Source organism: Micromonospora sp. RL09-050-HVF-A (assembly GCF_019374995.1).
GTDB classification, from domain to species: domain Bacteria; phylum Actinomycetota; class Actinomycetes; order Mycobacteriales; family Micromonosporaceae; genus Micromonospora; species Micromonospora antibiotica.
The window spans coordinates 3501366-3522606 of the sequence record NZ_JAGKQP010000002.1; the positions used below are offsets into that span (position 1 = coordinate 3501366).

The 21241-nt window shown below is 73.1% G+C and carries 22 protein-coding genes; 16 read left to right on the forward strand and 6 right to left on the reverse strand.

Translation table 11 applies throughout. From position 1 onward, the window contains the following. Positions 1-156 precede the first annotated feature (156 nt). Genes J7462_RS15110 through J7462_RS15120 form a run of 3 tightly spaced genes read left to right on the forward strand, consistent with a single transcriptional unit; the run spans position 157 to position 3978 of the window. Positions 157-963: a hypothetical protein gene (locus tag J7462_RS15110; RefSeq protein WP_204957815.1), complete on the forward strand. Its 807-nt coding sequence runs from the start codon at positions 157-159 to the stop codon at positions 961-963. 13 nt (positions 964-976) lie between these two features. Then, positions 977-2890 carry a fumarate reductase/succinate dehydrogenase flavoprotein subunit gene (locus J7462_RS15115; protein WP_219464630.1) on the forward strand — a complete coding sequence of 638 codons (1914 nt, stop codon included), beginning with the start codon at positions 977-979 and terminating at the stop codon, positions 2888-2890. Then, positions 2890-3978: a succinate dehydrogenase/fumarate reductase iron-sulfur subunit gene (locus tag J7462_RS15120; RefSeq protein WP_208568030.1), complete on the forward strand. Its 1089-nt coding sequence runs from the start codon at positions 2890-2892 to the stop codon at positions 3976-3978. Before J7462_RS15115 ends, J7462_RS15120 begins: the two co-directional genes overlap by 1 nt. Positions 3979-4102: 124 nt before the next feature. Here the strand turns inward: J7462_RS15120 and J7462_RS15125 are convergent, their stop codons facing one another. Beyond that, positions 4103-4543, reverse strand: a complete 441-nt coding sequence (locus tag J7462_RS15125; protein WP_219464631.1) for a (deoxy)nucleoside triphosphate pyrophosphohydrolase — start codon at positions 4541-4543, stop codon at positions 4103-4105. A gap of 182 nt (positions 4544-4725) precedes the next feature. Here J7462_RS15125 and J7462_RS15130 point away from each other — a divergent pair, with 182 nt between their 5' ends. After that, positions 4726-5034 carry a 4a-hydroxytetrahydrobiopterin dehydratase gene (locus tag J7462_RS15130; protein ID WP_208568028.1) on the forward strand — a complete coding sequence of 103 codons (309 nt, stop codon included), beginning with the start codon at positions 4726-4728 and terminating at the stop codon, positions 5032-5034. Positions 5035-5221: 187 nt separating this feature from the next. On the opposite strand, the gene J7462_RS15135 is transcribed toward J7462_RS15130, so the two are convergent. After that, positions 5222-6346, reverse strand: coding sequence for a septum formation family protein (locus tag J7462_RS15135; RefSeq protein WP_219464632.1), 1125 nt, complete (start codon positions 6344-6346; stop codon positions 5222-5224). Between the two features lie 111 nt (positions 6347-6457). On the opposite strand from J7462_RS15135, the gene J7462_RS15140 reads away from it, so the two are divergent. The 3 genes from J7462_RS15140 (at position 6458) to J7462_RS15150 (ending at position 8423) form a co-directional block, all read left to right on the forward strand. Beyond that, positions 6458-6820 carry a PH domain-containing protein gene (locus J7462_RS15140; protein WP_208568026.1) on the forward strand — a complete coding sequence of 121 codons (363 nt, stop codon included), beginning with the start codon at positions 6458-6460 and terminating at the stop codon, positions 6818-6820. Positions 6821-6985: 165 nt separating this feature from the next. Beyond that, positions 6986-7498, forward strand: a complete 513-nt coding sequence (locus tag J7462_RS15145; RefSeq protein WP_219464633.1) for a GNAT family N-acetyltransferase — start codon at positions 6986-6988, stop codon at positions 7496-7498. A gap of 196 nt (positions 7499-7694) precedes the next feature. Then, positions 7695-8423: a class I SAM-dependent methyltransferase gene (locus J7462_RS15150; protein WP_219464634.1), complete on the forward strand. Its 729-nt coding sequence runs from the start codon at positions 7695-7697 to the stop codon at positions 8421-8423. Between the two features lie 149 nt (positions 8424-8572). Here the strand turns inward: J7462_RS15150 and J7462_RS15155 are convergent, their stop codons facing one another. After that, positions 8573-9043, reverse strand: coding sequence for a GNAT family N-acetyltransferase (locus tag J7462_RS15155; protein ID WP_219464635.1), 471 nt, complete (start codon positions 9041-9043; stop codon positions 8573-8575). 122 nt (positions 9044-9165) lie between these two features. Between J7462_RS15155 and J7462_RS15160 the strand changes: the two genes are divergently transcribed. After that, positions 9166-9777 carry a nucleotidyltransferase domain-containing protein gene (locus J7462_RS15160; protein ID WP_219464637.1) on the forward strand — a complete coding sequence of 204 codons (612 nt, stop codon included), beginning with the start codon at positions 9166-9168 and terminating at the stop codon, positions 9775-9777. 56 nt (positions 9778-9833) lie between these two features. Here J7462_RS15160 and ychF read toward each other — a convergent pair whose 3' ends face one another. The 3 genes from ychF to J7462_RS15175 all read right to left on the reverse strand — a co-directional run bounded on the left by ychF (position 9834) and on the right by J7462_RS15175 (position 12295). After that, complete coding sequence (gene ychF / locus J7462_RS15165; protein WP_219464639.1) at positions 9834-10919, reverse strand: redox-regulated ATPase YchF; 1086 nt, start codon at positions 10917-10919, stop codon at positions 9834-9836. A gap of 59 nt (positions 10920-10978) precedes the next feature. Beyond that, positions 10979-11713: a peptidase E gene (locus tag J7462_RS15170; RefSeq protein ID WP_219464640.1), complete on the reverse strand. Its 735-nt coding sequence runs from the start codon at positions 11711-11713 to the stop codon at positions 10979-10981. 120 nt (positions 11714-11833) lie between these two features. After that, the gene (locus tag J7462_RS15175; protein WP_219464641.1) at positions 11834-12295 is read right to left on the reverse strand and encodes a hypothetical protein; all 462 of its coding nucleotides are present in this window, start codon (positions 12293-12295) and stop codon (positions 11834-11836) included. Between the two features lie 141 nt (positions 12296-12436). Between J7462_RS15175 and J7462_RS15180 the strand changes: the two genes are divergently transcribed. The 8 genes from J7462_RS15180 to J7462_RS15210 all read left to right on the forward strand — a co-directional run bounded on the left by J7462_RS15180 (position 12437) and on the right by J7462_RS15210 (position 21179). Next, positions 12437-12946, forward strand: a complete 510-nt coding sequence (locus J7462_RS15180; protein ID WP_219464642.1) for a SigE family RNA polymerase sigma factor — start codon at positions 12437-12439, stop codon at positions 12944-12946. Then, positions 12943-13458, forward strand: coding sequence for a hypothetical protein (locus J7462_RS15185; RefSeq protein WP_219464643.1), 516 nt, complete (start codon positions 12943-12945; stop codon positions 13456-13458). Before J7462_RS15180 ends, J7462_RS15185 begins: the two co-directional genes overlap by 4 nt. A gap of 159 nt (positions 13459-13617) precedes the next feature. Continuing rightward, positions 13618-15006 (forward strand): bifunctional transcriptional activator/DNA repair enzyme AdaA, encoded by a 1389-nt coding sequence (locus J7462_RS33305; RefSeq protein WP_374197524.1) that lies wholly within the window; start codon positions 13618-13620, stop codon positions 15004-15006. After that, positions 15003-15218: a hypothetical protein gene (locus J7462_RS33655; protein WP_374197525.1), complete on the forward strand. Its 216-nt coding sequence runs from the start codon at positions 15003-15005 to the stop codon at positions 15216-15218. Before J7462_RS33305 ends, J7462_RS33655 begins: the two co-directional genes overlap by 4 nt. Next, positions 15215-15727: a methylated-DNA--[protein]-cysteine S-methyltransferase gene (locus J7462_RS15195; RefSeq protein ID WP_219464644.1), complete on the forward strand. Its 513-nt coding sequence runs from the start codon at positions 15215-15217 to the stop codon at positions 15725-15727. The genes J7462_RS33655 and J7462_RS15195 overlap by 4 nt, the downstream gene beginning before the upstream one ends. A gap of 37 nt (positions 15728-15764) precedes the next feature. Continuing rightward, on the forward strand, positions 15765-17573 hold the full coding sequence (locus tag J7462_RS15200; protein WP_219464645.1) for an ABC transporter ATP-binding protein: 1809 nt from the start codon (positions 15765-15767) through the stop codon (positions 17571-17573). A gap of 59 nt (positions 17574-17632) precedes the next feature. Then, the gene (locus J7462_RS15205) at positions 17633-19465 is read left to right on the forward strand and encodes an ABC transporter ATP-binding protein (protein WP_255598645.1); all 1833 of its coding nucleotides are present in this window, start codon (positions 17633-17635) and stop codon (positions 19463-19465) included. 160 nt (positions 19466-19625) lie between these two features. After that, entirely contained in the window at positions 19626-21179 is a 1554-nt protein-coding gene (locus tag J7462_RS15210; RefSeq protein ID WP_219464648.1) for a trypsin-like peptidase domain-containing protein, read from the forward strand. The last annotated feature ends 62 nt before the right edge of the window (positions 21180-21241 follow it).

Sequence of the window (21241 nt, forward strand, 5' to 3'; positions counted from 1 at the left end):
CGGCGTAACGTGTGTCACTTAGCTGCGCCGATGTCCCGGCGTGGTCGCCTGCTTGCGCACGACGCGGCAGTGGACACGGTCCGGCCGGTCCACTGACCGGCACGGAACGTGAACCGCCCGCCCGCGAGGGCCCGTCCCGTCAGGAAGACGACTCGAATGACATCAACGGCAACGAAGCCGCGGGGTGCGCGGGCGCGCGCCGCCATCGCGGCGAAGACGTTGCGGACCGACCGCTGGTGGTTCGCCCCCCTGATCACCGTCGTCGGGCTCAGCGCCTGGGTGGCGTACGCGACCGTCCGGGTGTTCATGCACAAGTGGTACTGGGTGGACCAGTACCACTACCTGACGCCGTTCTACTCCCCCTGTGTGACCGACCGGTGTGTCGAGGGTTCCTCGCACTTCGGCACTCTCCTGCCCGGCTGGTGGATCATCCCGGACGCGGCGCTGACCCTGCCGTTCCTGCTGCTGTTCCGGTTGACCTGCTACTACTACCGCAAGGCGTACTACCGGTCGTTCTGGTTGTCGCCGCCGGCCTGCGCGGTGCCGGACGGGCACAAGTCCTACTCCGGGGAGACCCGGTTCCCGCTGCTCGGGCAGAACCTGCACCGCTACTTCTTCTACGCCGCCGCGATCATCTCGCTGATCAACACCTGGGACGCGGTCCTGGCCTTCCACTCGCCCGAGGGCTTCGGCTTCGGGCTGGGCAACATCGTCCTGCTGGTCAACGTGGTGATGCTGTGGGCGTACACGATCTCCTGCCACTCCTGCCGGCACATCATCGGCGGCCGGTTGAAGCACTTCTCCGCGCACCCGGTGCGGTACCGGGCCTGGACGTTCGTGTCCAAGCTGAACACCCGGCACATGCAGCTCGCCTGGATCACCCTCGGCACGCTGGCCTTCACCGACTTCTACGTGATGGCCATCGCCGCCGGCTGGTTCACCGACCTGCGGTTCATCAACTAGAGGGCGCGGCGACATGACCACTACCACTCGCATCGAACGACACCACTACGACGTCGTCGTGATCGGGGCCGGCGGCGCCGGCCTGCGCGCGGCGATCGAGGCCCGGCTCGCCGGCAAGAAGACCGCGATCATCTCCAAGTCGCTCTTCGGCAAGGCGCACACCGTGATGGCCGAGGGCGGCGCGGCGGCCGCGATGGGGAACGTGAACAGCCGGGACAACTGGCAGGTGCACTTCCGCGACACCATGCGCGGCGGCAAGTTCCTCAACAACTTCCGGATGGCCGAGCTGCACGCGAAGGAGTCGCCGCAGCGGATCTGGGAGCTGGAGACGTACGGGGCGCTCTTCGACCGGACCAAGGACGGCAAGATCTCCCAGCGCAACTTCGGTGGGCACGAGTACCCCCGGCTGGCGCACGTCGGTGACCGGACCGGCCTGGAGCTGATCCGCACCCTCCAGCAGAAGATCGTCTCCCTGCAGCAGGAGGACAAGCGCGACCTCGGCGACTACGAGGCCCGGATCAAGGTGTTCTCCGAGACCACCGTCACCGAGCTGCTGCTCGACGGCGACCGGGTGGCCGGGGCGTTCGGCTACTACCGGGAGTCCGGGGAGTTCATCCTGTTCGAGGCCCCGGCGGTGGTGCTGGCCACCGGTGGCGTCGGCCGCTCCTACAAGGTCACCTCGAACTCCTGGGAGTACACCGGCGACGGGCACGCGCTGGCGCTGCGCGCCGGGGCCACGCTGATCAACATGGAGTTCCTCCAGTTCCACCCGACCGGCATGGTCTGGCCGCCCTCGGTGAAGGGCATCCTGGTCACCGAGTCGGTGCGCGGTGACGGCGGGGTGCTGAAGAACTCCGACGGCAAGCGGTTCATGTTCGACTACGTCCCCGACGTCTTCCGCAAGCAGTACGCGGAGACCGAGGAGGAGGCGGACCGCTGGTACACCGACCCGGACAACAACCGACGCCCGCCGGAGCTGCTCCCCCGCGACGAGGTCGCCCGCGCGATCAACAGCGAGGTCAAGGCCGGTCGGGGTACGCCGGCCGGCGGTGTCTACCTGGACATCGCCTCCCGGCGTTCGGCCGACGAGATCCGTCGCCGGCTGCCGTCGATGTACCACCAGTTCAAGGAACTGGCCGACGTCGACATCACGGCCGAGCCGATGGAGGTCGGGCCGACCTGCCACTACGTGATGGGCGGCGTCGAGGTGGACCCGGACTCCGGGGCCGCGTACGGCACCGTGCAGGGGCTGTTCGCCGCTGGTGAGGTGTCCGGTGGCATGCACGGCTCCAACCGGTTGGGCGGCAACTCCCTGTCCGACCTGCTGGTCTTCGGCAAGCGGGCGGGCGGGCACGCGGCGTCGTACACCGATCAGCTGACCTCGCGGCCGAAGGTGCCGGTGGGTGCGGTGGAGACCGCCGTGGAGGCGGCGCTGGCGCCGTTGCAGCGGGACACCGGGGAGAACCCGTACACCCTGCAGCAGGACCTCCAGGCGGTGATGGGGGATCTGGTCGGGATCATCCGCCGGGAGGGCGAGCTGGTCGACGCGCTGCACAGGCTGACCGAGCTGCGCGAGCGGGTGGCGAAGGTGAGCGCGGCCGGCGGCCGGCGCTACAACCCGGGCTGGCACCTGGCGTTGGACCTGCGCAACATGCTGGTCGTCTCGGAGTGCACCGCGAAGGCGGCGCTGGAGCGGCAGGAGTCGCGCGGCGGGCACACCCGCGAGGACTTCCCGACCATGGATCCGAGCTGGCGTCGGGTCAACCTGGTCTGCGCCCTGGACGGCGACACCGTCCGGCTGGAGCACAAGCCGCTGCCGAAGATGCGGGCCGAGTTGATCGGTCTCTTCGACCGGACCGAGCTGGCCAAGTATCTGACCGACGAGGAGCTGGCCGACTTCGACGCCCTCACCGAGGAGGCGAACTGATGGGAAGCAAGAGGGAGTTCCGCATCTGGCGGGGCGACGAGACCGGCGGTGACCTCCAGGACTACTCGGTCGAGGTGAACGAGGGCGAGGTCGTCCTCGACGTCATCCACCGGCTCCAGGCCACCGAGGCGCCGGACCTGGCCTGCCGGTGGAACTGCAAGGCGGGCAAGTGCGGCTCCTGCTCGATGGAGATCAACGGCAAGCCCCGGCTGAGCTGCATGACCCGGATGTCGACGTTCGAGGAGTCGGAGACCGTCACGGTCACCCCGCTGCGGACCTTCCCGGTGATCCGGGACCTGGTCACGGACGTCTCGTTCAACTACGAAAAGGCGCGGGAGACGCCGGCCTTCGCCCCGCCGGCCGACCTGGCCCCGGGCGAGTACCGGATGCAGCAGGTCGACGTGGAGCGCTCGCAGGAGTTCCGCAAGTGCATCGAGTGCTTCCTGTGCCAGAACGTGTGCCACGTGATCCGCGACCACGAGGAGAACAAGCCGGCCTTCTCCGGCCCCCGGTTCTTCATCCGGGCCGCCGAGCTGGACATGCACCCGTTGGACGCGAAGACCGACCGCAAGCAGTACGCGCAGCAGGAGCAGGGGCTCGGCTTCTGCAATATCACCAAGTGCTGCACGGAGGTCTGCCCCGAGCACATCAAGATCACCGATAACGGGATCATCCCCATGAAGGAACGGGTCGTCGACCGCAGGTACGATCCCCTGGTATGGCTCGGTAGCAAGATCTTCCGTCGGGGCGAGACGCCCCAGAGCACCGCGAACAGCGCGGGAAAGGGGTCCGTGGTGCACAGCGGCGCTCGTCAGACCGGGGTCCACTCGCACGCCGGCGGTTCCGGCGACCCGGCCGCGGAGGCCCAGGCGCAGCAGGGTGTGAACTGGCACCGCGAGGTCCCGCACCCGACGATGCCGGCGGTCGACGACCGGGGCAGGCTCCCGCTGACGGAGCTGACCTTCGACCGGGCGGCGGCCCCGTCGCCGTTCGGTGACGACGTCACCTTCCCGCTGCCGCCGGAGCACCTCAACTTCGCCCACCCGAGCCAGGACGACAAGCCGGCAGGCGAGGGCGACAGGCACTGACGCCAGCCGGCGGGCCCGCAAGCACTGACGCCACCCGGCGGGCCCGCAACGGGCACGACAGACGACGGGGGTCGCGGCGCAAGCCGCGGCCCCCGTCGCCGTCCGCACCCGGGTGGCCGACCCGTCAGTCGGCGGCCAGCAGCGGGCGGAGGACGGCGACGATCGGCGCGTCGGCGGGAAGCCAGGTGACGCTGTCCAGCTCACCGGCGGCGAGCCAGCGCAGCGCGGAGTGTTCCAGCGCGCGCGGCTGGTCGCCGTGCAGCAGGCGGGCCGCGTACACCTTCAACACCGACCGGCCGTGGGCCATCCGGACGTCCCGGCCGATCCGGTCGCCGATCGCCACCCGGACGGCCAATTCCTCGGCGCACTCGCGGATCAGCGCGGCCGTCTCGCTCTCGCCCGGCTCGACCTTGCCGCCGGGAAACTCGAACATGCCGGCGACCTCGGGGGGCGCGGTGCGCGCACAGGCGAGCACCCGCCCCGCGGAGATGATCGCCGCACCCACGACCACCCGCGGCTCACGCCGGTCGGTCTGCCCGTCACCGCTACACCGTTCGGTCTGCACGGGCGTCCAGCGTGCCAGATCAATCGTCGGTTTGGGTACCGTCCTCGACCGGTAGGCCAATAAGAGACGGAAGTGTGGGCGTGGACACACCGCCGTCAGGTCGACAGACTGTTAACACCACGAGGACACGGGACGGCGACGATTTGGCCACAAGCCGGCAACGGCGCCTGGGAGGTGCGGTGATGCGTGCGCTGTTCACCAGCCGAACCAAGCACGACTATCTCAGTGACGCCCTCACGCTCCTGCACGGGTGGACCCGTGACGGTGAGCAGATCCGCCGCACCCTGGTGATAGACGACTCCCAGCACGCGGAGCTGACCGAGCGGGTCAAGGTCGTCGCGGACGCGCTGCGGTTGCGACCGGACATCAGCCGGCAGGACACCGAGACGCGCATCCGGGTCGGCCACGGCGACGGCGAGCCACTCACCGACGGTGAGGTGCTGCTCGCCGCCCGCATCGAGGACGCGTACCGTGCGGTGACGGCGGACTGAGCGCCCCGCGACGGCGGGCACCCGTCCGACGGCAGCACGCCCACGGCCACCCCCGTCATCGTCGGCCCCCGTCCGCCACCGCACCGTCGCCACCAGCCTCAGCCTAGGGCCGATCAGCGGCCGGCCAGCTCCCCGGAACGTCCGACCCACCCCCACCGAGTGGTCAACTCGACACCGTCGGTGACGGTCACCGCATCGGTTCACCCTGCGCGGTGGGCAACCGAAGGGCCTGGCGTACGGCGAGCTCGGTGGCCGGGTCCGGGTGCTGCCCCGCCTGTGCCACGATCTGGAGCAGCCTGCCCCGGTCGGGCTCGCCGTCGGCGTCCCGCCAGGCCGGCTCGTCCTGCTCCATCTCGGTGAGCAGCCGCTCCATCGCCGGCCGGACCGCCTCCGGCCAGGGTTCCCGGCGCAACCGGAACCACATGTCGGTGTGGGTGCCCTCGGCCCGGCGGACCGCGTCACGCAACGTCGCCGGGGTGGCGGTCGACCCGCTGGCCACCAGGGCGGCCCGCGCCTCGGTCCAGTCCCGGCTGGCCAGCAGGTAGCCGAGCTGCGCCGGGTCGAGCACCGTACTGTCCATCCGCAGCGGACGGGACAGCTGGGTCGGTGAGGTCAGATAGCAGGTGATGGTGGGATCGGTGGACCAGTCGACCCGGGTCGGCAGGTACCAGCTCAACCGCACCTCGGCGGGCAACCCCAGCGGGTCCACCACGTAGCTGCGCTGGCGCTGCCGGCAGAGCGTCTCCGCCCGCTGGGAGAGCGCCGCCGCGCCGGGGTAACGCTCGTCGGCGGAGCGTTCGTACGCCGGAAAGTCGTCGACGTACTCGGCGTTGTGGGGCGCGTCACAGCCGACCCGGGTGACCTGCTCCGGCGCGGTACGGCTGGCGGTGGCCCCGGTTGGCACCCGGAAGCAGTCCCCCACCCGCAGCCCCCGCAGCCCGGTGTCCGGGTCGGTGCCGGTCGCCGTGACGCCCCACGCCACCAGGCCGGCCAGCACCCAGCCGCCGAGAAGCACCAGCCCGGCGGTCACCAGACCCTTCCCCCGCTCGCCCTCGCGCCTGATCCGTCGCAGCGCGAACACGGCGGTGATCGGCGCGAGCACCCCGCCGAGCAGGCCGAACACGAGGGTGACGACGGCCATCCGGTTCAGCCGGCCCCGGGTGGGCGGCCGCTGCGGCCACGGCTCCCAGTCGGGCACGTCGGTGGTGCCCGCCCGACGGGGCGCAGCCGCGTCCGCGCCACCGGCCGGTGCCGACGAGGGCTCCGGCCGGGCCTCGTCGGTGGGTTGCGCCTCGGAATGCTCGCTGGTCACGCCGCTTCCCTCCCCCGTCGCCCGCGTCTGGCCAGGCATGGGGAGACTAGTCGACGGGGCCAACCGGCGGGCAACCGCCGACGCTGGCGGGCACCTCCTACCGTGGATTCCATGGCAAATGCGACGTACGACCGCAAGGAGCAGTTCAACCAGATCCGCAGTGGACTGCTCGACGGGGAACAGATCATCGCCGTCTACGACGCCGTCGGCACCGGCACCGGGTTCATCGGCCTGACCGACCGGCGGGTGATCATCCAGGACCGGTCATTCGTGGGGAAGAAGTTCGCGATCACCAGCATCCCGTACTCCAAGATCACTAGCGTGAGCGTGGTGAGCAACAAGTCGTGGGGCGGGGAGTTCTTCTCCACCGGCTCGATCGCGGTGCACGTCGGCACCCACACCTACGAGGTGGAGTTCCGGGGGGCGCAGAAGAGCCACCACGTGCACAACGTGATCCTGCACTACATCTCCTGACCGCCCCCGCCCTGCCGGCCACCGACCCGCCCGCCGACCCGCCCCTCCCGCCGCGCCGCCGACGGGTGCCCACCCCGCTCCGCCTGACCCCCGGATCGGGCGGTCCCTGGAATACTCGGCCCATGCGGACGACTCTCCACTGTGGCCGGCGGGGGCAGGTGCGGCGTGTTCCTGCGTGACGTGCTGGCCACCGACGTCGAGGCGTACCTGCGGATGCGCTGCGACCCGGTGATGATGGCCGAACTCGGCGGGCCGCTGCCGCCGGCCCACGTGACCCGGCAGGTCCGCCGGGACGCCCGGTTGGCCGCCGACGGCACCGCCCTGATCAAGATGATCGTGGTGGACGACGCCGTCGCCGGGACCGTCACCCTCTGGCGGCCCGCGCCGGACGACGGGACGGCCGCCGAGATCGGCTGGATGGTGCTGCCCGAGTTCCAGGGCCGGGGCCTGGCCAAGCGGGGCGTCCGCGCGCTGCTCGACCAGGCCCGGGCCGAGCGACGGTGGGACACCGTGCACGCCTTCCCGGCCGTCACCAACGGCCCGTCCAACGGGATCTGCCGGGCACTCGGATTCACCCCGCGCGGCGAGGAGGACGTCGAGTTCAACGAGCAGGTGATCCGTACCCGGCACTGGACGCTGGACCTGGCCCGCCCGCCGGAAACCGGGTTGCCCCACTGACGGGCCGCTGCTTGGCTGGGCGTGAAGCCGACCGGAAGGAGCTGACGACATGTCGTACCCGACGGGGTCCACCCAGGCACCGACAATCCTCCAGCAGCGGGAATCGAGGCTTCGTGACCACCAGCGACACGGCAGTGCCGGCGCGGCTGCGCGCCGGTAACGACAGAGCGGTCCGGCCCGGGGAAGGGGGCCGCTGATGTCGGTCTTCGACGACCCGGGCCACTTCGGCAGGATGTGGGCCGACGGCTACGACAACCCCGGCAACCCCGACCCGGCACCGGCGGTGGACTTCCTCGCCGGTCGGGCCGACGGCGGACGGGTGCTGGAACTCGCCATCGGGACGGGCCGGGTGGCGTTGCCGCTCGCCGCCCGGGGCGTACCCGTCGACGGGGTCGAGGCGTCACCGGAGATGGTGGCGAAGCTGCGCGCCAAGCCCGGCGGAGACGGCATCCCGGTCACCGTCGGCGACCTGGCCGACGTGCCCGTCACGGGTCCGTACCAGCTGGTCTACCTGGTGTTCAACACCCTGTTCAACCTGGTGCGCGCGGAGCGGCAGCAGGACTGCTTCCGCAACGTGGCCCGGGTGCTGGCCCCCGGTGGCGAGTTCGTCGTCGAGGCGTTCGTGCCCGACCCGGCCAACTTCGACCGGGACGAGCAGGTACAGATGCGGGCGGTGACCGAGGACTCCGCCACCATCCGGCTGCACCAGTACGACCGGGCCGCACAGACCTTCATCCGGCAGACGATCACCTTCGACCGCGACGGGGTGCACCTGGAACCGTTCGCGATGCACTACCGCTGGCCGGAACAGATCGACGAGCTGGCCGAACAGGCCGGACTGCGGCTCGTCGCCCGGTACGCCGACTGGCACCGGCAACCCTTCGACGACGGCAGCAGATCGCACGTCTCGGTCTACCGGCGCTGACCCGGTGACCGGCCGGGGTCGGGGCGGGGTCGGGGCGGGCGTCCCGACCCCGGCCGGGCCAGCCGTCGATCGTCGAGGTGCCGGTGTTGGCGCCGGCACGCCGTCGCCCGCTCCCGGGGCGCTCGTTCAGGCGGCCCGGGATCCGCACGTCACAGCCGCTTGGCCATCCGGATCGCGGTCACCTCGAAGCCCATCTGCTCGTAGAGCGCCCGCGCGCCGGTGTTGAACCCGAACACGCTCAGCCCGATGGCGACCACGCCCCACTCCCGGCAGAGCCGCTCGGCGGCCTCGATGATCGCCCGGCCGTAGCCCCGGCGGCGCAGCTCCTCGCGTACCGCGAAGTCGTAGCCGAAGGCGTGCAGGCCGTCGGACTTCTGCTCCAGGTGCAGCCAGAGCCGACCGACCTCGACGTCGTCGTCGTACGCCGTCCAGAGCCGGTGCCCCTCGGTGGCCAGGCCGTCGGGCAGCAGGCCCTGGAAGTCCTGCCGGGCCTTCTCCCGCGCCTCCGGCAGCGGCATCGCCCCGGAGGCGGCGATGTTGCGCGCGTAGTCCTCCTCGGCGCGTTCCCGGTAGCGGAGGTACTGCTCGTCGGTCATCGGTTCCAGCCGCAAGGTCACCACACCACCACCGTAGGGTCAGCACCACCCCGCCCGCTGTCCCGTGGTCGCAGGGTCGACCGGTGACCCGCGAGAGCGCCGGTTCCCGACTGGCGTCCGGCGGGGCCGGCTGTCAGCCTGGGTCCGTGCGGTACGACCCTCAACGGCACCTCTGGTCCGCGCTCTCGGTCGCCGAGGTGCACGAGTTGTTCGCCGGCTGCCCGGCGCGCTGGTGGCTCTCCGGGGGATGGGCCATCGACCACTGGCACGGCAGCCCGAGCCGACCGCACGGCGACATCGACGTCAGCACCCTGCGGCCGGCGCTGCCCGCCCTGCTGCACGCACTACCGGCGGACCTGCGGCCGTTCGCGGCCCGGCGGGGGCACCTGTTCCCGCTGGCGGACGGGCACGACGCCACCGGGCTGCACAACATCTGGGTGTACGACGCCGGCCGGGACCGCTTCGTCCTCCAGATCAACCTGGAGGACGGTGCCGAGACGGACTGGCGCTACCGACGCGATCCACGGATCACGCTCCCGTGGGACTCGGCGGTAGTGTCCGTCCGCGCCGTACCGACCGGGACGCCCGGCACCCAACTGCTGTGGAAGTCACCCGACCCGCGCCCCCGCGACGAGCACGACCTGGACGTCGCCCGACACCTGCTGACCCCGGCGCAGCGCCGGTGGTTGCGCGACGCGGTCCGACTGGCCCACCCGCACTCACCGTGGGCGGACGACCCCCGGCTGGGGCACCCCTGACCCGCGCCCCTCGGCGGCGGCGAGGCACCCGCGGTCCGCGGCTGGGCGGGCTGGGATCAGACGTTGAAGCGGAACTCCACCACGTCGCCGTCCTGCATGACGTACTCCTTGCCCTCGATCCGGACCTTGCCGGCGGCCTTCGCCGCCGCCATCGAACCGGCCGCGACCAGGTCGCCGTAGGAGACCACCTCGGCCTTGATGAAGCCGCGCTGGAAATCGCTGTGGATCACCCCGGCGGCCTCCGGGGCGGTCGCGCCGACCGGCACCGTCCAGGCCCGCGCCTCCTTCGGCCCCGCCGTGAGGTACGTCTGGAGCCCGAGCGTGCGGAAGCCGACCCGGACGAGCTGGTTCAGCCCCGGCTCGGACTGCCCGATGGACTCCAGCAGCTCGCGGGCCTCCTCCTCGGGCAGATCCACCAGCTCGGATTCGATCTTGGCGTCCATGAACACCGCCTCGGCGGGGGCCACCAGGGCGCGCAACTCGTCGAGGAAGGCGGCGTTGGCCAACTCCGCCTCGTCGACGTTGAAGACGTAGAGGAACGGCTTGGTGGTGAGCAGGTGCAGCTCCCGCAGGTGCTCCAGCTCGATCTTGGCGGCGGCTGCCCCGGCGTACAGGGTGATGCCGCCGTCGAGCACCTCGACGGCCTGCTTCGCGGCGGCGACGGCGGCGGCCCGGTCCTTACGGAGCTTGGCCTCCTTCTCCAGCCGTGGCAGCGCCTTCTCCAGGGTCTGCAGGTCGGCCAGGATCAGCTCGGTGTTGATCGTCTCGATGTCGTCGGCCGGCGAGACCTTGCCGTCGACGTGCACCACGTTCGGGTCGGAGAAGGCCCGCACCACCTGGCAGATGGCCGAGGCGTCCCGGATGTTCGCCAGGAACGCGTTGCCCCGGCCCTGCCCCTTCGACGCCCCCCGGACCAGACCGGCGATGTCGACGAACGACACCGGCGCGGGCAGCACCTTCTGCGACGAGAAGATCTCCGCGAGCTTGTCGAGCCGCCCGTCCGGCAGCCCCACCACCCCGACGTTGGGCTCGATGGTGGCGAACGGGTAGTTCGCCGCGAGCACGTCGTTCTTGGTCAACGCGTTGAACAGGGTGCTCTTGCCGACGTTGGGCAGGCCGACGATGCCGATGGTGAGACTCACGACGGGCCAGCTTACGCCGTCGGCCCCCGGTACCCGGCAGGCAGGCCCGTCGGAGACGCTCAGGCGGTCAGCAGCCGGGGCTCGATCCGGGTCTCCCGCACCCCACCCGCACCGTCCGGCACCACCTCGTACGCGGCCACGCCGGGCCGGTCGGCGACCGCCTCGGCCAGCCGGGTGCCCCGGTAGACCAACCCCACCCCGTCGTCGGTGCAGTGGCTGGCCGGCAGGGTGCCGTCGGCGACCAACCGGTGCAGCAGCGGCCGGCGCTGCGCCTCACTGTCGTAGTGCACCCCGTTGCCGTACCGCAACCAGCCCAGGCCGTCGGTGTAGGCGCGCAACTGCCGCCCGAAGCTGTCGGTGGGCCCGCCGACGTGCCAGCAGATCGAGCCCGCGGAGACCCCACCGAGCACCACCCCGGCCTCCCAGCACTCGCGCAGGATCTCCGGCAGGCCGTGCACCCGCCACACCGCGCACAGGTTGGCCACGCTGCCGCCACCGACCCAGATGATGTCCTGGCCGAGCAGGTGGGCCCGGACGTCCTCGACGTTGGGCATCGGAAACAGCGCCAGGTGCGACGGGCGGTAACGGGTACCGGCGAATGCGCCGTGGAAGATCGTCAACGAGGTGGGCTGGTCGCCGACGGCCTGGTTGAGATAGCAGATCCTCGGCTCGTCGACCTGCGCCAACTCGGCCATCAGGTCGAAGACCGGCCCGGGGGCGGCATCCAGGGGCCCCCGACCCCGGCTGGTGAAACCCATGCTGGTGGCGACGATCGTCGGTTGAACGGCGGGCATCCTGGTCCTCTCGCTGGCTGACTCCCGCCCCCATCCTGCGCCACCGCCGGCCCCGCCCACCCCAACCCCCGGCAACCGCCACCCGGCGGGTCGCGCCGCCGCTGCGGTCACCGGCCCGGGTCACCCGGCGAGACGCCAGCCCACCCCGCCGTCGGTCACCCCGGGCAACTCACCCGCCGCCGCGAGCGGCAGGGTGAACCGGTCCGGCGCGGTCGGGCCGGCCCGCTCGGACTCACCGAGCATCCAGTGGACCTCGTCGGCCGTCCAGCCCAGCCCCCGCCGGCCGGCGATCTCCCGGACCAGCCGCCGGCCGACCCGGGTGTCGTCGTCGTAGAACCGCATGCACCAGTGGTGCGCCCACATGCCCAGCGCCCGCAGACCGGCCGCGTCGAGGGACCCGGCCAGCCGACCGCACGCGGTGTCGGCGAACGGCCGCGCCGGGTCGTCGGCCCGGTCCCGCTCGATCGCACCGAAGGCGGCCGGCGCGACCACCCGCATCCGGTCGTAGAGGCCCTGCGCGGCGGCCTCGTCCAGCCGCGCCCGCCCTGACCGAGGGTCGCCCCGCCCGGTCACGCTCGCCATCGCCGCACCCTTCTGGAGTTGGTGCCGGGACGCTACCGACCACTACCGACACTTTGCCGCGGGAAACTCCCCGCGGATCCCGGGATAGCTGCGCCGGGCTGGGGCGTCTGTATCGGTGACAGCCAACATCGGGGAGGGCGGGTGGACGAGGACGACCGGGCCCGGCTGGCCGAGTTCGTGGCCAGCCGGACGCCGGCCCTGATGCGGGTCGCGTACCTGCTCACCGGGGACCGGCACGCCGCCGAGGACCTGTTCCAGTCGGCGCTGGCCAGGACCATTCCGAAGTGGCGCGACCTGCGTCACGCCGACCCGGAGGGTTACCTGCGCGCGGTCATGTACCGGGAGCAGGTCAGCTGGTGGCGGCGACTGCGCCGGTACCGGGAGACGTTGCTCACCGGTGCCGCCGAACGGGCCGGTCCCGACCCGTTCGGCGGCACCGACGTACGCCTGGCGATGCGGGCCGCGCTGCGCGCGCTGCCGGCGGCCCAGCGCACGGTCGTGGTCCTGCGCTACTACGAGGACCTGACCGAGACCCAGGTGGCCGCCGCGCTCGGCTGCTCGGTCGGCACCGTGCGCAGCCGCACCCACCGGGCCGTGGCCCGGTTGCGGCAACTCCTGCCGGACATCGAACTGCTGGAGGTACGGCGGTGACCACGCCCATCGAGGACCTCATCCGCGCCACCCTCACCGACCTTGCCGAGGAGGCACCGACAGTGCACGACCAGTTGACCCGCGCGGAACACCGGGCCCGTACCCGACGCCGCGCCACCGTGACGATGAGCGCCGTGGGTGCCGTCGCCGCCGTGCTGATCGCCGCCCCGCTCGCGATGGCCGCCAGCGGTCGCGGGGACGCCCCGCCCGCCGTACCGGCCTCGACGCCGAGCAGGGGGCCGGCCGCGCCGGTCCCCGCCCCGGCCCGGACCGCACCACCCGTAGACCGGCCACCGCTGACCGGCCGGACCGCCGAACCGGGCGCACCCGTCCCGGCCCGCACCGCCGCACCGGCGGCACCCGGGATGCCCGCACCGGCCCGCACCGCACCACCCGTCGACCAGCCCCGGACCGGCCGGGTCCCCGCCGCACCGGTCCCCGCCCGCACCGCACCGCCCGTCGACGAGGGCCCGCGGGGCGGCCGGCCGGCCGCCCCGACGACGGGGAACTGACGCACGGCGACCCTGCCGGCCGTCGACTTACTGCTGTCGGCCGGCGGGGTCGCCCGCCCTCGCGCCGGGCGGCGCGGACGGTGGCCGCCCTCGGACCGGGCATGCTCAGGTCCGATTCCCGCGAGCCACCGCTGCTGAGCTGCGGGCATGATCGGTGGCGTGGAGTTGGACTTTGAACGGTGCTATCGGGCCGTGGACAGCCGTGACCAGCGGTTCGACGGCTGGTTCTACACCGGCGTCACGTCGACCGGGATCTACTGCCGGCCGTCGTGTCCGGCGATGACGCCGAAGCGGCGCAACGTCCGGTTCTTCCCGTCGGCCGCCGCCGCGCAGGGGGCCGGGCTACGGGCCTGCCGCCGGTGCCGGCCGGACGCCGCGCCCGGTTCCCCGCAGTGGGACGTCCGCGCCGACGTGGTGGGTCGGGCCATGCGGCTGATCGCCGACGGGGTGGTCGACCGGGACGGCGTGCCGGGGCTGGCCGCCCGGCTGGGCTACACCGAGCGGCACCTGCACCGGATGCTCCGGGCGGAGTTGGGTGCCGGCCCGTTGGCGCTGGCCCGGGCGCAACGGGCACAGACCGCACGGACGCTGATCGAGACCACCGGACTGGGCCTGGCGGAGGTGGCGTTCGCGGCCGGCTTCGGCAGTGTGCGGCAGTTCAACGACACCGTCCGCGAGGTGTACGGGACGGTGCCGTCGCAACTGCGTACCGGGCGGGGCAGCCGACCGGCACCGGGCGGGGCGGGCACGATCACGCTCCGGTTGGCGTACCGGCCGCCGCTGCACGCCGCTGCCCTGCTGGAGTACCTCGCCGCCCGGGTGCTGCCCGGCCTGGAGGAGGTGCGCGACGGGACGTACCGCCGGGAGTTGCGGTTGCCGCACGGCCCGGCGGAGGTCGCGTTGACGCCGACGAGCGGACACGTCGTGGCGACGCTGCGGCTGGCCGACCTGCGGGACCTGGCCCCGGCGGTGGCCCGGTGCAGGCGTCTGTTCGACCTGGACGCCGACCCGGAGGCGATCGACCAGACACTGGCCGCCGACCCGGTCCTCGCCGGGGTCGTCGCCGCCGAACCCGGGGTCCGTGTGCCCCGGTCGGTGGACGGCTTCGAGTTGGCCCTGCGCGCCATCGTCGGCCAGCAAGTCTCCCTCCCCGCCGCCCGCACCACCCTCACCCGCCTCCTGACCCACCCCACCCCCACCCCCGGCCCCACCCCCACCCCCGGCCCTGGCCCCGGTGATCAAGAGGTTTGCGTCACGGAGAGCGCTTCCCCGCGACGCAAACCTCTTGATCACCCCGGCGGGGCGGGCGGGGGCGGCGGGACGGGCGGGGACGGCGGGACGGGCGGGACGGCGGGACGGGCGGGGCGGGCAGTGGGGGTGGGGGTGTGGGGGTTCCGGGGGCGGAGGAGGTGCTGGGGTTGCCGGATGCGGCGTTCGGGATGCCGGTCGCCCGACGGGAGACGATCCGGGCGCTCGCCCGGGCGGTCGCCGCCGGGGAGATCGACCTGGAACCGGGTGGGGACCGGGCCGAGACGGTACGACGGTTGACCGCGCTGCCCGGAATCGGCCCGTGGACGGCCGGTTACCTGGCCATGCGGGCTCTCGGCGACCCCGACGTGCTGCTCCCCACCGACCTCGCGATACGCCGGGGCGCCGCCGCCCTCGGCCTGCCCCACACCCCCACCACCCTGGACGCGTACGCCGACCGTTGGCGGCCCTGGCGGTCGTACGCGGCGATCAGACTCTGGAGAGCGGCATGACCACCATCGGCACCACCACCATGGACACCCCGGCCGGCCCGCTCAGCGTGCTGGTCGACCCGGACGGCGCGGTCCGGGCCGCCGGGTTCACCGCCGACCCGCAGAGCCTGCTGCCGTTGGTGCACCCGAGCCTGCGTGGCCCACTGGAGCCGTACGCCGACCTCGGGCCGGTGACCGCCGCCGTCCGCGCCTACCTCGACGGGGACCTGACCGCGATCGACGGGGTGCCGGTACGGCAGCAGAGCGGCGGCGCGTTCCAGACCCATGCGTGGACCGTGCTGCGCGACGTCAAGCCCGGTGAGCCGATCACCTACACCGGGTACGCCGCGCTGGCCGGCCGGCCCGCCGCGGTCCGGGCGGCCGCCGCCGCCTGTGCCCGTAACGCCGCCGCCCTCTTCGTCCCCTGTCACCGGGTGCTGCGCACCGACGGGACCCTCGGCGGCTACCGGTACGGGCTGCCGGTGAAGAAGTGGTTGCTCGGGCACGAGCGCCGGCTGACGGCAACCTGACAGCGGCATCGACGCGGATCGACGCTACCGTCGGGTAGTGCCTGCGCAGCGCGACGGCGACCCGGCCATCCCGAGGGCGGACGGCCGGGTCCCTCCGCTGCGCAACCTCTGGCGGCTGCGCCGCTACCTGCGCCCGTACGCCGCCGCGTACGTGCTGTTGCTGCTGGCCGCGCTGGCCGCGACGGGGGCGGGTCTCGCCGTACCCCTGGTGGCGCAGCGGGTGGTGGACGGGCCGATCGCCCGGCACGACCCGGCGGGGCTGCTCCGCCTCGGCGGGCTGGCCCTGCTGCTCGGGCTGGTCGAGGCGGTGCTGATCTTCATCCGGCGGTGGAGCCAGTCGTCCTCCTCGGTCGGCATGGAGGCGACCATCCGCGCCGACCTCTACGCCCACCTGCAACGCCTGCCGGCCGGCTTCCACGACCGCTGGCAGTCCGGGCAGCTGCTCTCCCGGGCGATCAGCGACCTGTCGGTGCTGCGCCGGTTCCTCTCCTTCGGCCTGCTGTTCCTGGTGCTCAACGTGGTCACCTACGTCGCCGTGGTGGCCCTTCTGCTCCGGCTGCACGGGCCGCTGGGGCTGCTGGTGGCCGCCAGCGCGGTGCCGCTGTTCCTGATCAGCCGCCGGTTCGGCCGGCACTACCACACGGCGTCGCGGCGGATGCAGGACCAGCAGGGCGACGTGGCCACCCTGGTCGAGGAGACCGCGCAGGGGCTGCGCACCATGAAGGCGTACGGGCGGGGGCCGGAGCTGGCCGACCGGTTCGCCGGGCGGGCCCGCGCGCTGCACGACACCGGCGTCGGCAAGGGCGCCCTGCTGGCCCGCGCGTCGGCCCTGTTCGACCTGGTGCCCAACCTGACCCTGGGGGCGACCCTGGTCGGCGGCGCGACGCTTGTCGCCCGGGGCACGTTGACCATCGGGGAACTGGTCGCGTTCGTCAGCCTCCAGCTCATGCTGATCTGGCCGGTGCAGTCGCTCGGTTGGATCATCGCCAACGGGCAGGAGGCGGCGACCGCGGCGGACCGCATCCAGGAGGTGCTGGACACCCCGCCGTCGATCGTGGACGCCCCGGACGCGGTCGCACTGACCCGGTCGGCGGTGCGCGGCCGGCTCCGCTTCGAGGGGGTGTCGTTCCGCTACCCGGGCAGCGCCGAACCGGTGCTGCGGGAGATCGAGCTGACCGTCGAGCCGGGCGAGACGCTGGCCCTGGTCGGGGCGACCGGATGCGGCAAGAGCACCCTGCTCTCCCTGGTCCCCCGGCTCTACGACGTGACCGGCGGCCGGATCACCCTGGACGGACACGACCTGCGGGGGGTACGCCTGGACGCGCTGCGCCGGCTGGTCGGGGTGGCCTTCGAGGAGCCGACCCTGTTCTCCATGTCGGTCTGGGAGAACCTCACCCTGGGCTGCCCGGACGCGACCGGCGACGAGGTCCGGGCCGCGTTGGCGCTGGCCCAGGCCGACTTCGCGTACGACCTGCCGTGGGGGTTGGCGACCCGGGTGGGCGAGCAGGGCCTGTCGCTCTCCGGCGGGCAGCGGCAACGGTTGGCACTGGCCCGCGCGGTGCTCGGCCGGCCGGCGCTGCTGGTCCTCGACGACCCGCTCTCCGCCCTGGACGTGCAGACCGAGGCGCTGGTCGAGGCGGCGTTGCGCCGGGTGCTGCGGGACACCACCGCGCTGCTGGTGGTGCACCGGCCGTCGACCGTCGCGCTGGCCGACCGGGTGGCGCTGCTCGACGGGGGGCGGATCACCGCCGTCGGCCGGCACTCCGAACTGCTGGCCACGGTGCCGGCGTACCGTGCGGTGCTCGCCGCCGAACCCTCGCCGGCACCAGGCCTGGTGCGTTCGTGAGCCGTCGACCACCGCGGCAGCACCCCCCGGCCGGTGACGACGGCCAGCCCGGCACCGCGTTGTCGCACTGGCGGGGCCGGGCCACCGACCCGGACGCCGACCGCAGCCGCGCCGAGGACGACTCCCCCGAGGCGGTGGCCCGGCTGCGGGGTCGCAGTCGGGCGCTGCTGCGGGACCTGCTCCGTCCGCACCGCCGGCCGTTGGGCGTGGCGGTGGCCCTGCTGCTGGCCCAGAACACCGCCGCGATGGCCGGTCCGTACCTGGTCATGCTCGGTATCGACCGGGCGGTGCCGCCGCTGCGGGCCGGCGACCCGGGTCCGTTGGCGGCCGTCGCGGGCGCGTTCGCCGTCGCGGCCGTCACCGAGTACGTCGCCCGGCGCAGCTACCTCACCCGCTCCGCCCGGATCGGCCAGGCCGTCCTGCTCGACCTGCGCCAGCGGGTGTACGGCCACCTGCTGACCCTCTCGGTCGGGTTCCACGAGCGGTACACCTCGGGTCGGGTGGTGTCCCGGCTCACCAGTGACGTGGACTCCATCGCCGAACTGGTCGACGGGGGGATCGACACCCTGGTCGCCGCCGCGCTGTCGGTGCTGTCGGTCGCCGCCATCCTGCTCTGGCTGGACCTGCCGCTGGCGGCGGTGACCCTGCTGGCGTTCCCGTTCCTTTTCTGGCTGTCCCGCTGGTTCGCCCGGGCCTCGGCCCGGGCCTACCGGCACAGCCGGGAGGCGGTAGCGCTGGTGATCGTCCACTTCGTGGAGTCACTGCGCGGCATCCGTGCGGTGCAGGCGTTCCGGCGTGAGCCGCGCAACCAGCAGATCTTCGTGACGGTCAACGACGAGTACCGGCGGACCAGCCTGCACGGCTTCCGGCTGATCGCCACCTACTCGCCGGGGATCAAGGTGATCGGCAACGTGACCGTGGCGATGGTGCTCGGGTACGGCGGTTGGCGGGTGCTGGGCGGCGCCACCGAGGTCGGGGTGCTCGCCGCGTTCCTGCTCTATCTGCGCCGGTTCTTCGAGCCGATGCAGGAGCTGAGCCAGTTCTACAACTCCCTCCAGTCGGCGACCGCCGCCCTGGAGAAGCTCGCCGGGGTGCTGGACGAGCAGCCCGGGGTGCCCGAACCGGCGTCGCCGGTGCCGTTGCCGGCCGGGCCGGGCCGGGGTGCGGTGACGTTCCACGCGGTGTCCTTCGGCTACCTGCCGCAGACGCCGATCCTGACCGGGTTGGACCTGGTCGTGCCGGCCGGGCAGACGGTCGCCCTGATCGGCCCGACCGGCGCCGGCAAGTCGACGGTGGCGAAGCTGCTCGCCCGGTTCCACGACCCGGACGCCGGCACGGTCGAACTGGACGGCGTCGACCTGCGGGACCTGTCCGACGCCGAGCTGCGGCGCGCGGTGGTGCTGGTGACCCAGGAGAACCACCTGTTCGGCGGCTCGGTGGCGGAGAACATCCGGTTCGGGCGGCCGGACGCCACCGACGCGGCGGTGCAGGCGGCGGCGCGGGCGATCGGTGCGCACGACTTCATCGCCGCCCTACCCGACGGGTACGCCACCGAGGTGCACCGGCGCGGCGGCCGGCTCTCCGCCGGGCAGCGGCAGCTCGTCGCGTTCGCCCGCGCGTTCCTGGCCGACCCCCGGGTGCTGATCCTCGACGAGGCCACGTCGTCGCTGGACGTGCCGACCGAGCGGTTGGTGCAGCGGGCGCTGTCCACCGTGCTGCGCGACCGCACCGCGCTGGTGATCGCGCACCGGCTCTCCACGGTGGAGACCGCCGACCGGGTGCTGGTCGTCGACTCCGGACGGATCGTCGAGGACGGCCCACCCGCCCGGCTCGCCACCACCGGCGGCCGGTACGCCGCACTGCACCGGCAGTGGCGCGATTCGCTGGTCTGACCCGGCCGGGGGGCAGCCCGGTGGCCGTGGCACGACTAGACTCTGCCCGCATCGATGGGCCTCGCCCCCGTTTCCACCGGTCCGCCCGGTCGGGTGCGGCGGGGTCTATCACATCGCCGGCATACGGGGAGGTTGCGGCGTGCGGATCCGTGGACGAGTGGTGCTGGCAGCGGCATTGGCGCTGAGCACGATGGGGACGACAGGCGTGGCGTTGGCCGTGGACCGGGATGCCGGTGCGGCCACCGGCGCGACCGGGGGCACCTGGGCGGCGGGGACGGTCCCGGTCGCCGGGGAGGTCCGAGCGTCGGCCCGCGCCGACACGGCTGGCCGGGCGGCGGCGCCGGCCGCAGCACGCCCGGCGCCGGTGGTGACCCGCCCCGCGACCCAGGTCGCGCAGGCCGCCCCCGCCTCGGTGAGCTACCTGAGCGACCGTTACCGGGTCGCCCCGGGCGAGGCCGCCCGCCGGCTGGCCCTCCAGGAGCTGTCCGCGCCGCTGGCCGACACCCTCGCCGCCCGTTTCCCCGACTCGTACGCCGGGATGTGGCTGGACCAGGCCGGTGGCGGGGTGCTCACCATCGCCGCCACCGATCCGGCACCGGTCACCGAGGCGGTCGCCGGCCTGCCGGACGCCCGGCACGTCACCGTCGTGCCGGTCCGCCATTCGCGGCGCGACCTAGACGCGGCGGCGGCCCGGCTGGCTGGGACGCTGGGCGTCACCGCCGGTCGGGACGTGCTGGTCGACGAGCGGGCCAACGAGGTGCTGGTGCTCACCGGCGACGCGGTGCCCGCCGACGACGCCCGGCTGGCCGGTACGCTCGACGCGGCCGGGGTGCCGGTGCGGGCCCGGGCCCGGCTCGACGGCTCCGCGATCCCCAAGGCGTGCGACCCGCGCTACTGCGCCAAGGCGCCGATGCGCGGCGGCATCCGGCTCGACGTGCCCCGCGACGACGGCACCGTCGGCGGCTGCACCACCGGCTTCAACGTCCGGGCGAAGTCCGGGCAGTACTACGTGCTGACCGCCGGGCACTGCGTGGTCGGCGGCCGGCACCAGCGCGTCGACGACACCTGGCACCAGTTCCTCGGGCCGAAGGTGCCGGTGGGCCTGGAGTCGACCAACCCGGTGCTGGCCGAGAACGCCTTCCCCAACGACTACGCGGTCCTGCCGTACGCGAAGGGCGCGACGACCCGCTGGGCGTACCCGAGGCGGACCGTGGGCAACGCGCCGAGCCTGGTCAACTACTGGTGCGTGGCGGACAATCCGGCCTGCGCCAGCAAGGGCAGCCGCGACGTGCCGATCACCGGCGTCACGCCGTACTCCGCCGTGCAGGCCGGCTGGGTGGTCTGCGCCACCGGCTCGGCGTACACCCCGAAGGCCGGCGAGCAGTACGTCGACTCGGGCGCCGGAGCCGGCTACCTGCCGGGCACCCGCTGCGGTGAGGTCATCGGCAAGGCCAGTGGCGGCATCGACGTGCGGGTGTGCGCCCGGCCGGGTGACAGCGGCGGTCCGCTGTTCACCGAGTCCGACGGGCGGGCGCTGGGCATCCTGAACAACGGCGACCCCGGTGAGGGCCCCTGCACCAACCCGGACGAGAAGAACACCTACGCGCCGGTCTCGGTGATTCTCGACCGGGTCAACGGCCGCACCGGGCTCGGCTTCCAGATCGCCACCCAGGGCCCACTGCTCACCCCGCCGGTCGGCTCCTCGAACCGGTAACCCACCGGGTCCGGCCGGCTCCCCGAACCGTTAGGTCGACGGGTCCGGCCGGCTCCCCGAAG

Bases quoted from the DNA above. Each gene is read 5' to 3' on its own strand.
- J7462_RS15110 (WP_204957815.1), top strand. From the start codon at position 157: ATGACATCAACGGCAACGAAGCCGCGGGGTGCGCGGGCGCGCGCCGCC.
- J7462_RS15115 (WP_219464630.1), top strand. From the start codon at position 977: ATGACCACTACCACTCGCATCGAACGACACCACTACGACGTCGTCGTG.
- J7462_RS15120 (WP_208568030.1), top strand. From the start codon at position 2,890: ATGGGAAGCAAGAGGGAGTTCCGCATCTGGCGGGGCGACGAGACCGGC.
- J7462_RS15130 (WP_208568028.1), top strand. From the start codon at position 4,726: ATGCGTGCGCTGTTCACCAGCCGAACCAAGCACGACTATCTCAGTGAC.
- J7462_RS15140 (WP_208568026.1), top strand. From the start codon at position 6,458: ATGGCAAATGCGACGTACGACCGCAAGGAGCAGTTCAACCAGATCCGC.
- J7462_RS15150 (WP_219464634.1), top strand. From the start codon at position 7,695: ATGTCGGTCTTCGACGACCCGGGCCACTTCGGCAGGATGTGGGCCGAC.
- J7462_RS15170 (WP_219464640.1), bottom strand. From the start codon at position 11,713: ATGCCCGCCGTTCAACCGACGATCGTCGCCACCAGCATGGGTTTCACC.
- J7462_RS15175 (WP_219464641.1), bottom strand. From the start codon at position 12,295: ATGGCGAGCGTGACCGGGCGGGGCGACCCTCGGTCAGGGCGGGCGCGG.
- J7462_RS15195 (WP_219464644.1), top strand. From the start codon at position 15,215: ATGACCACCATCGGCACCACCACCATGGACACCCCGGCCGGCCCGCTC.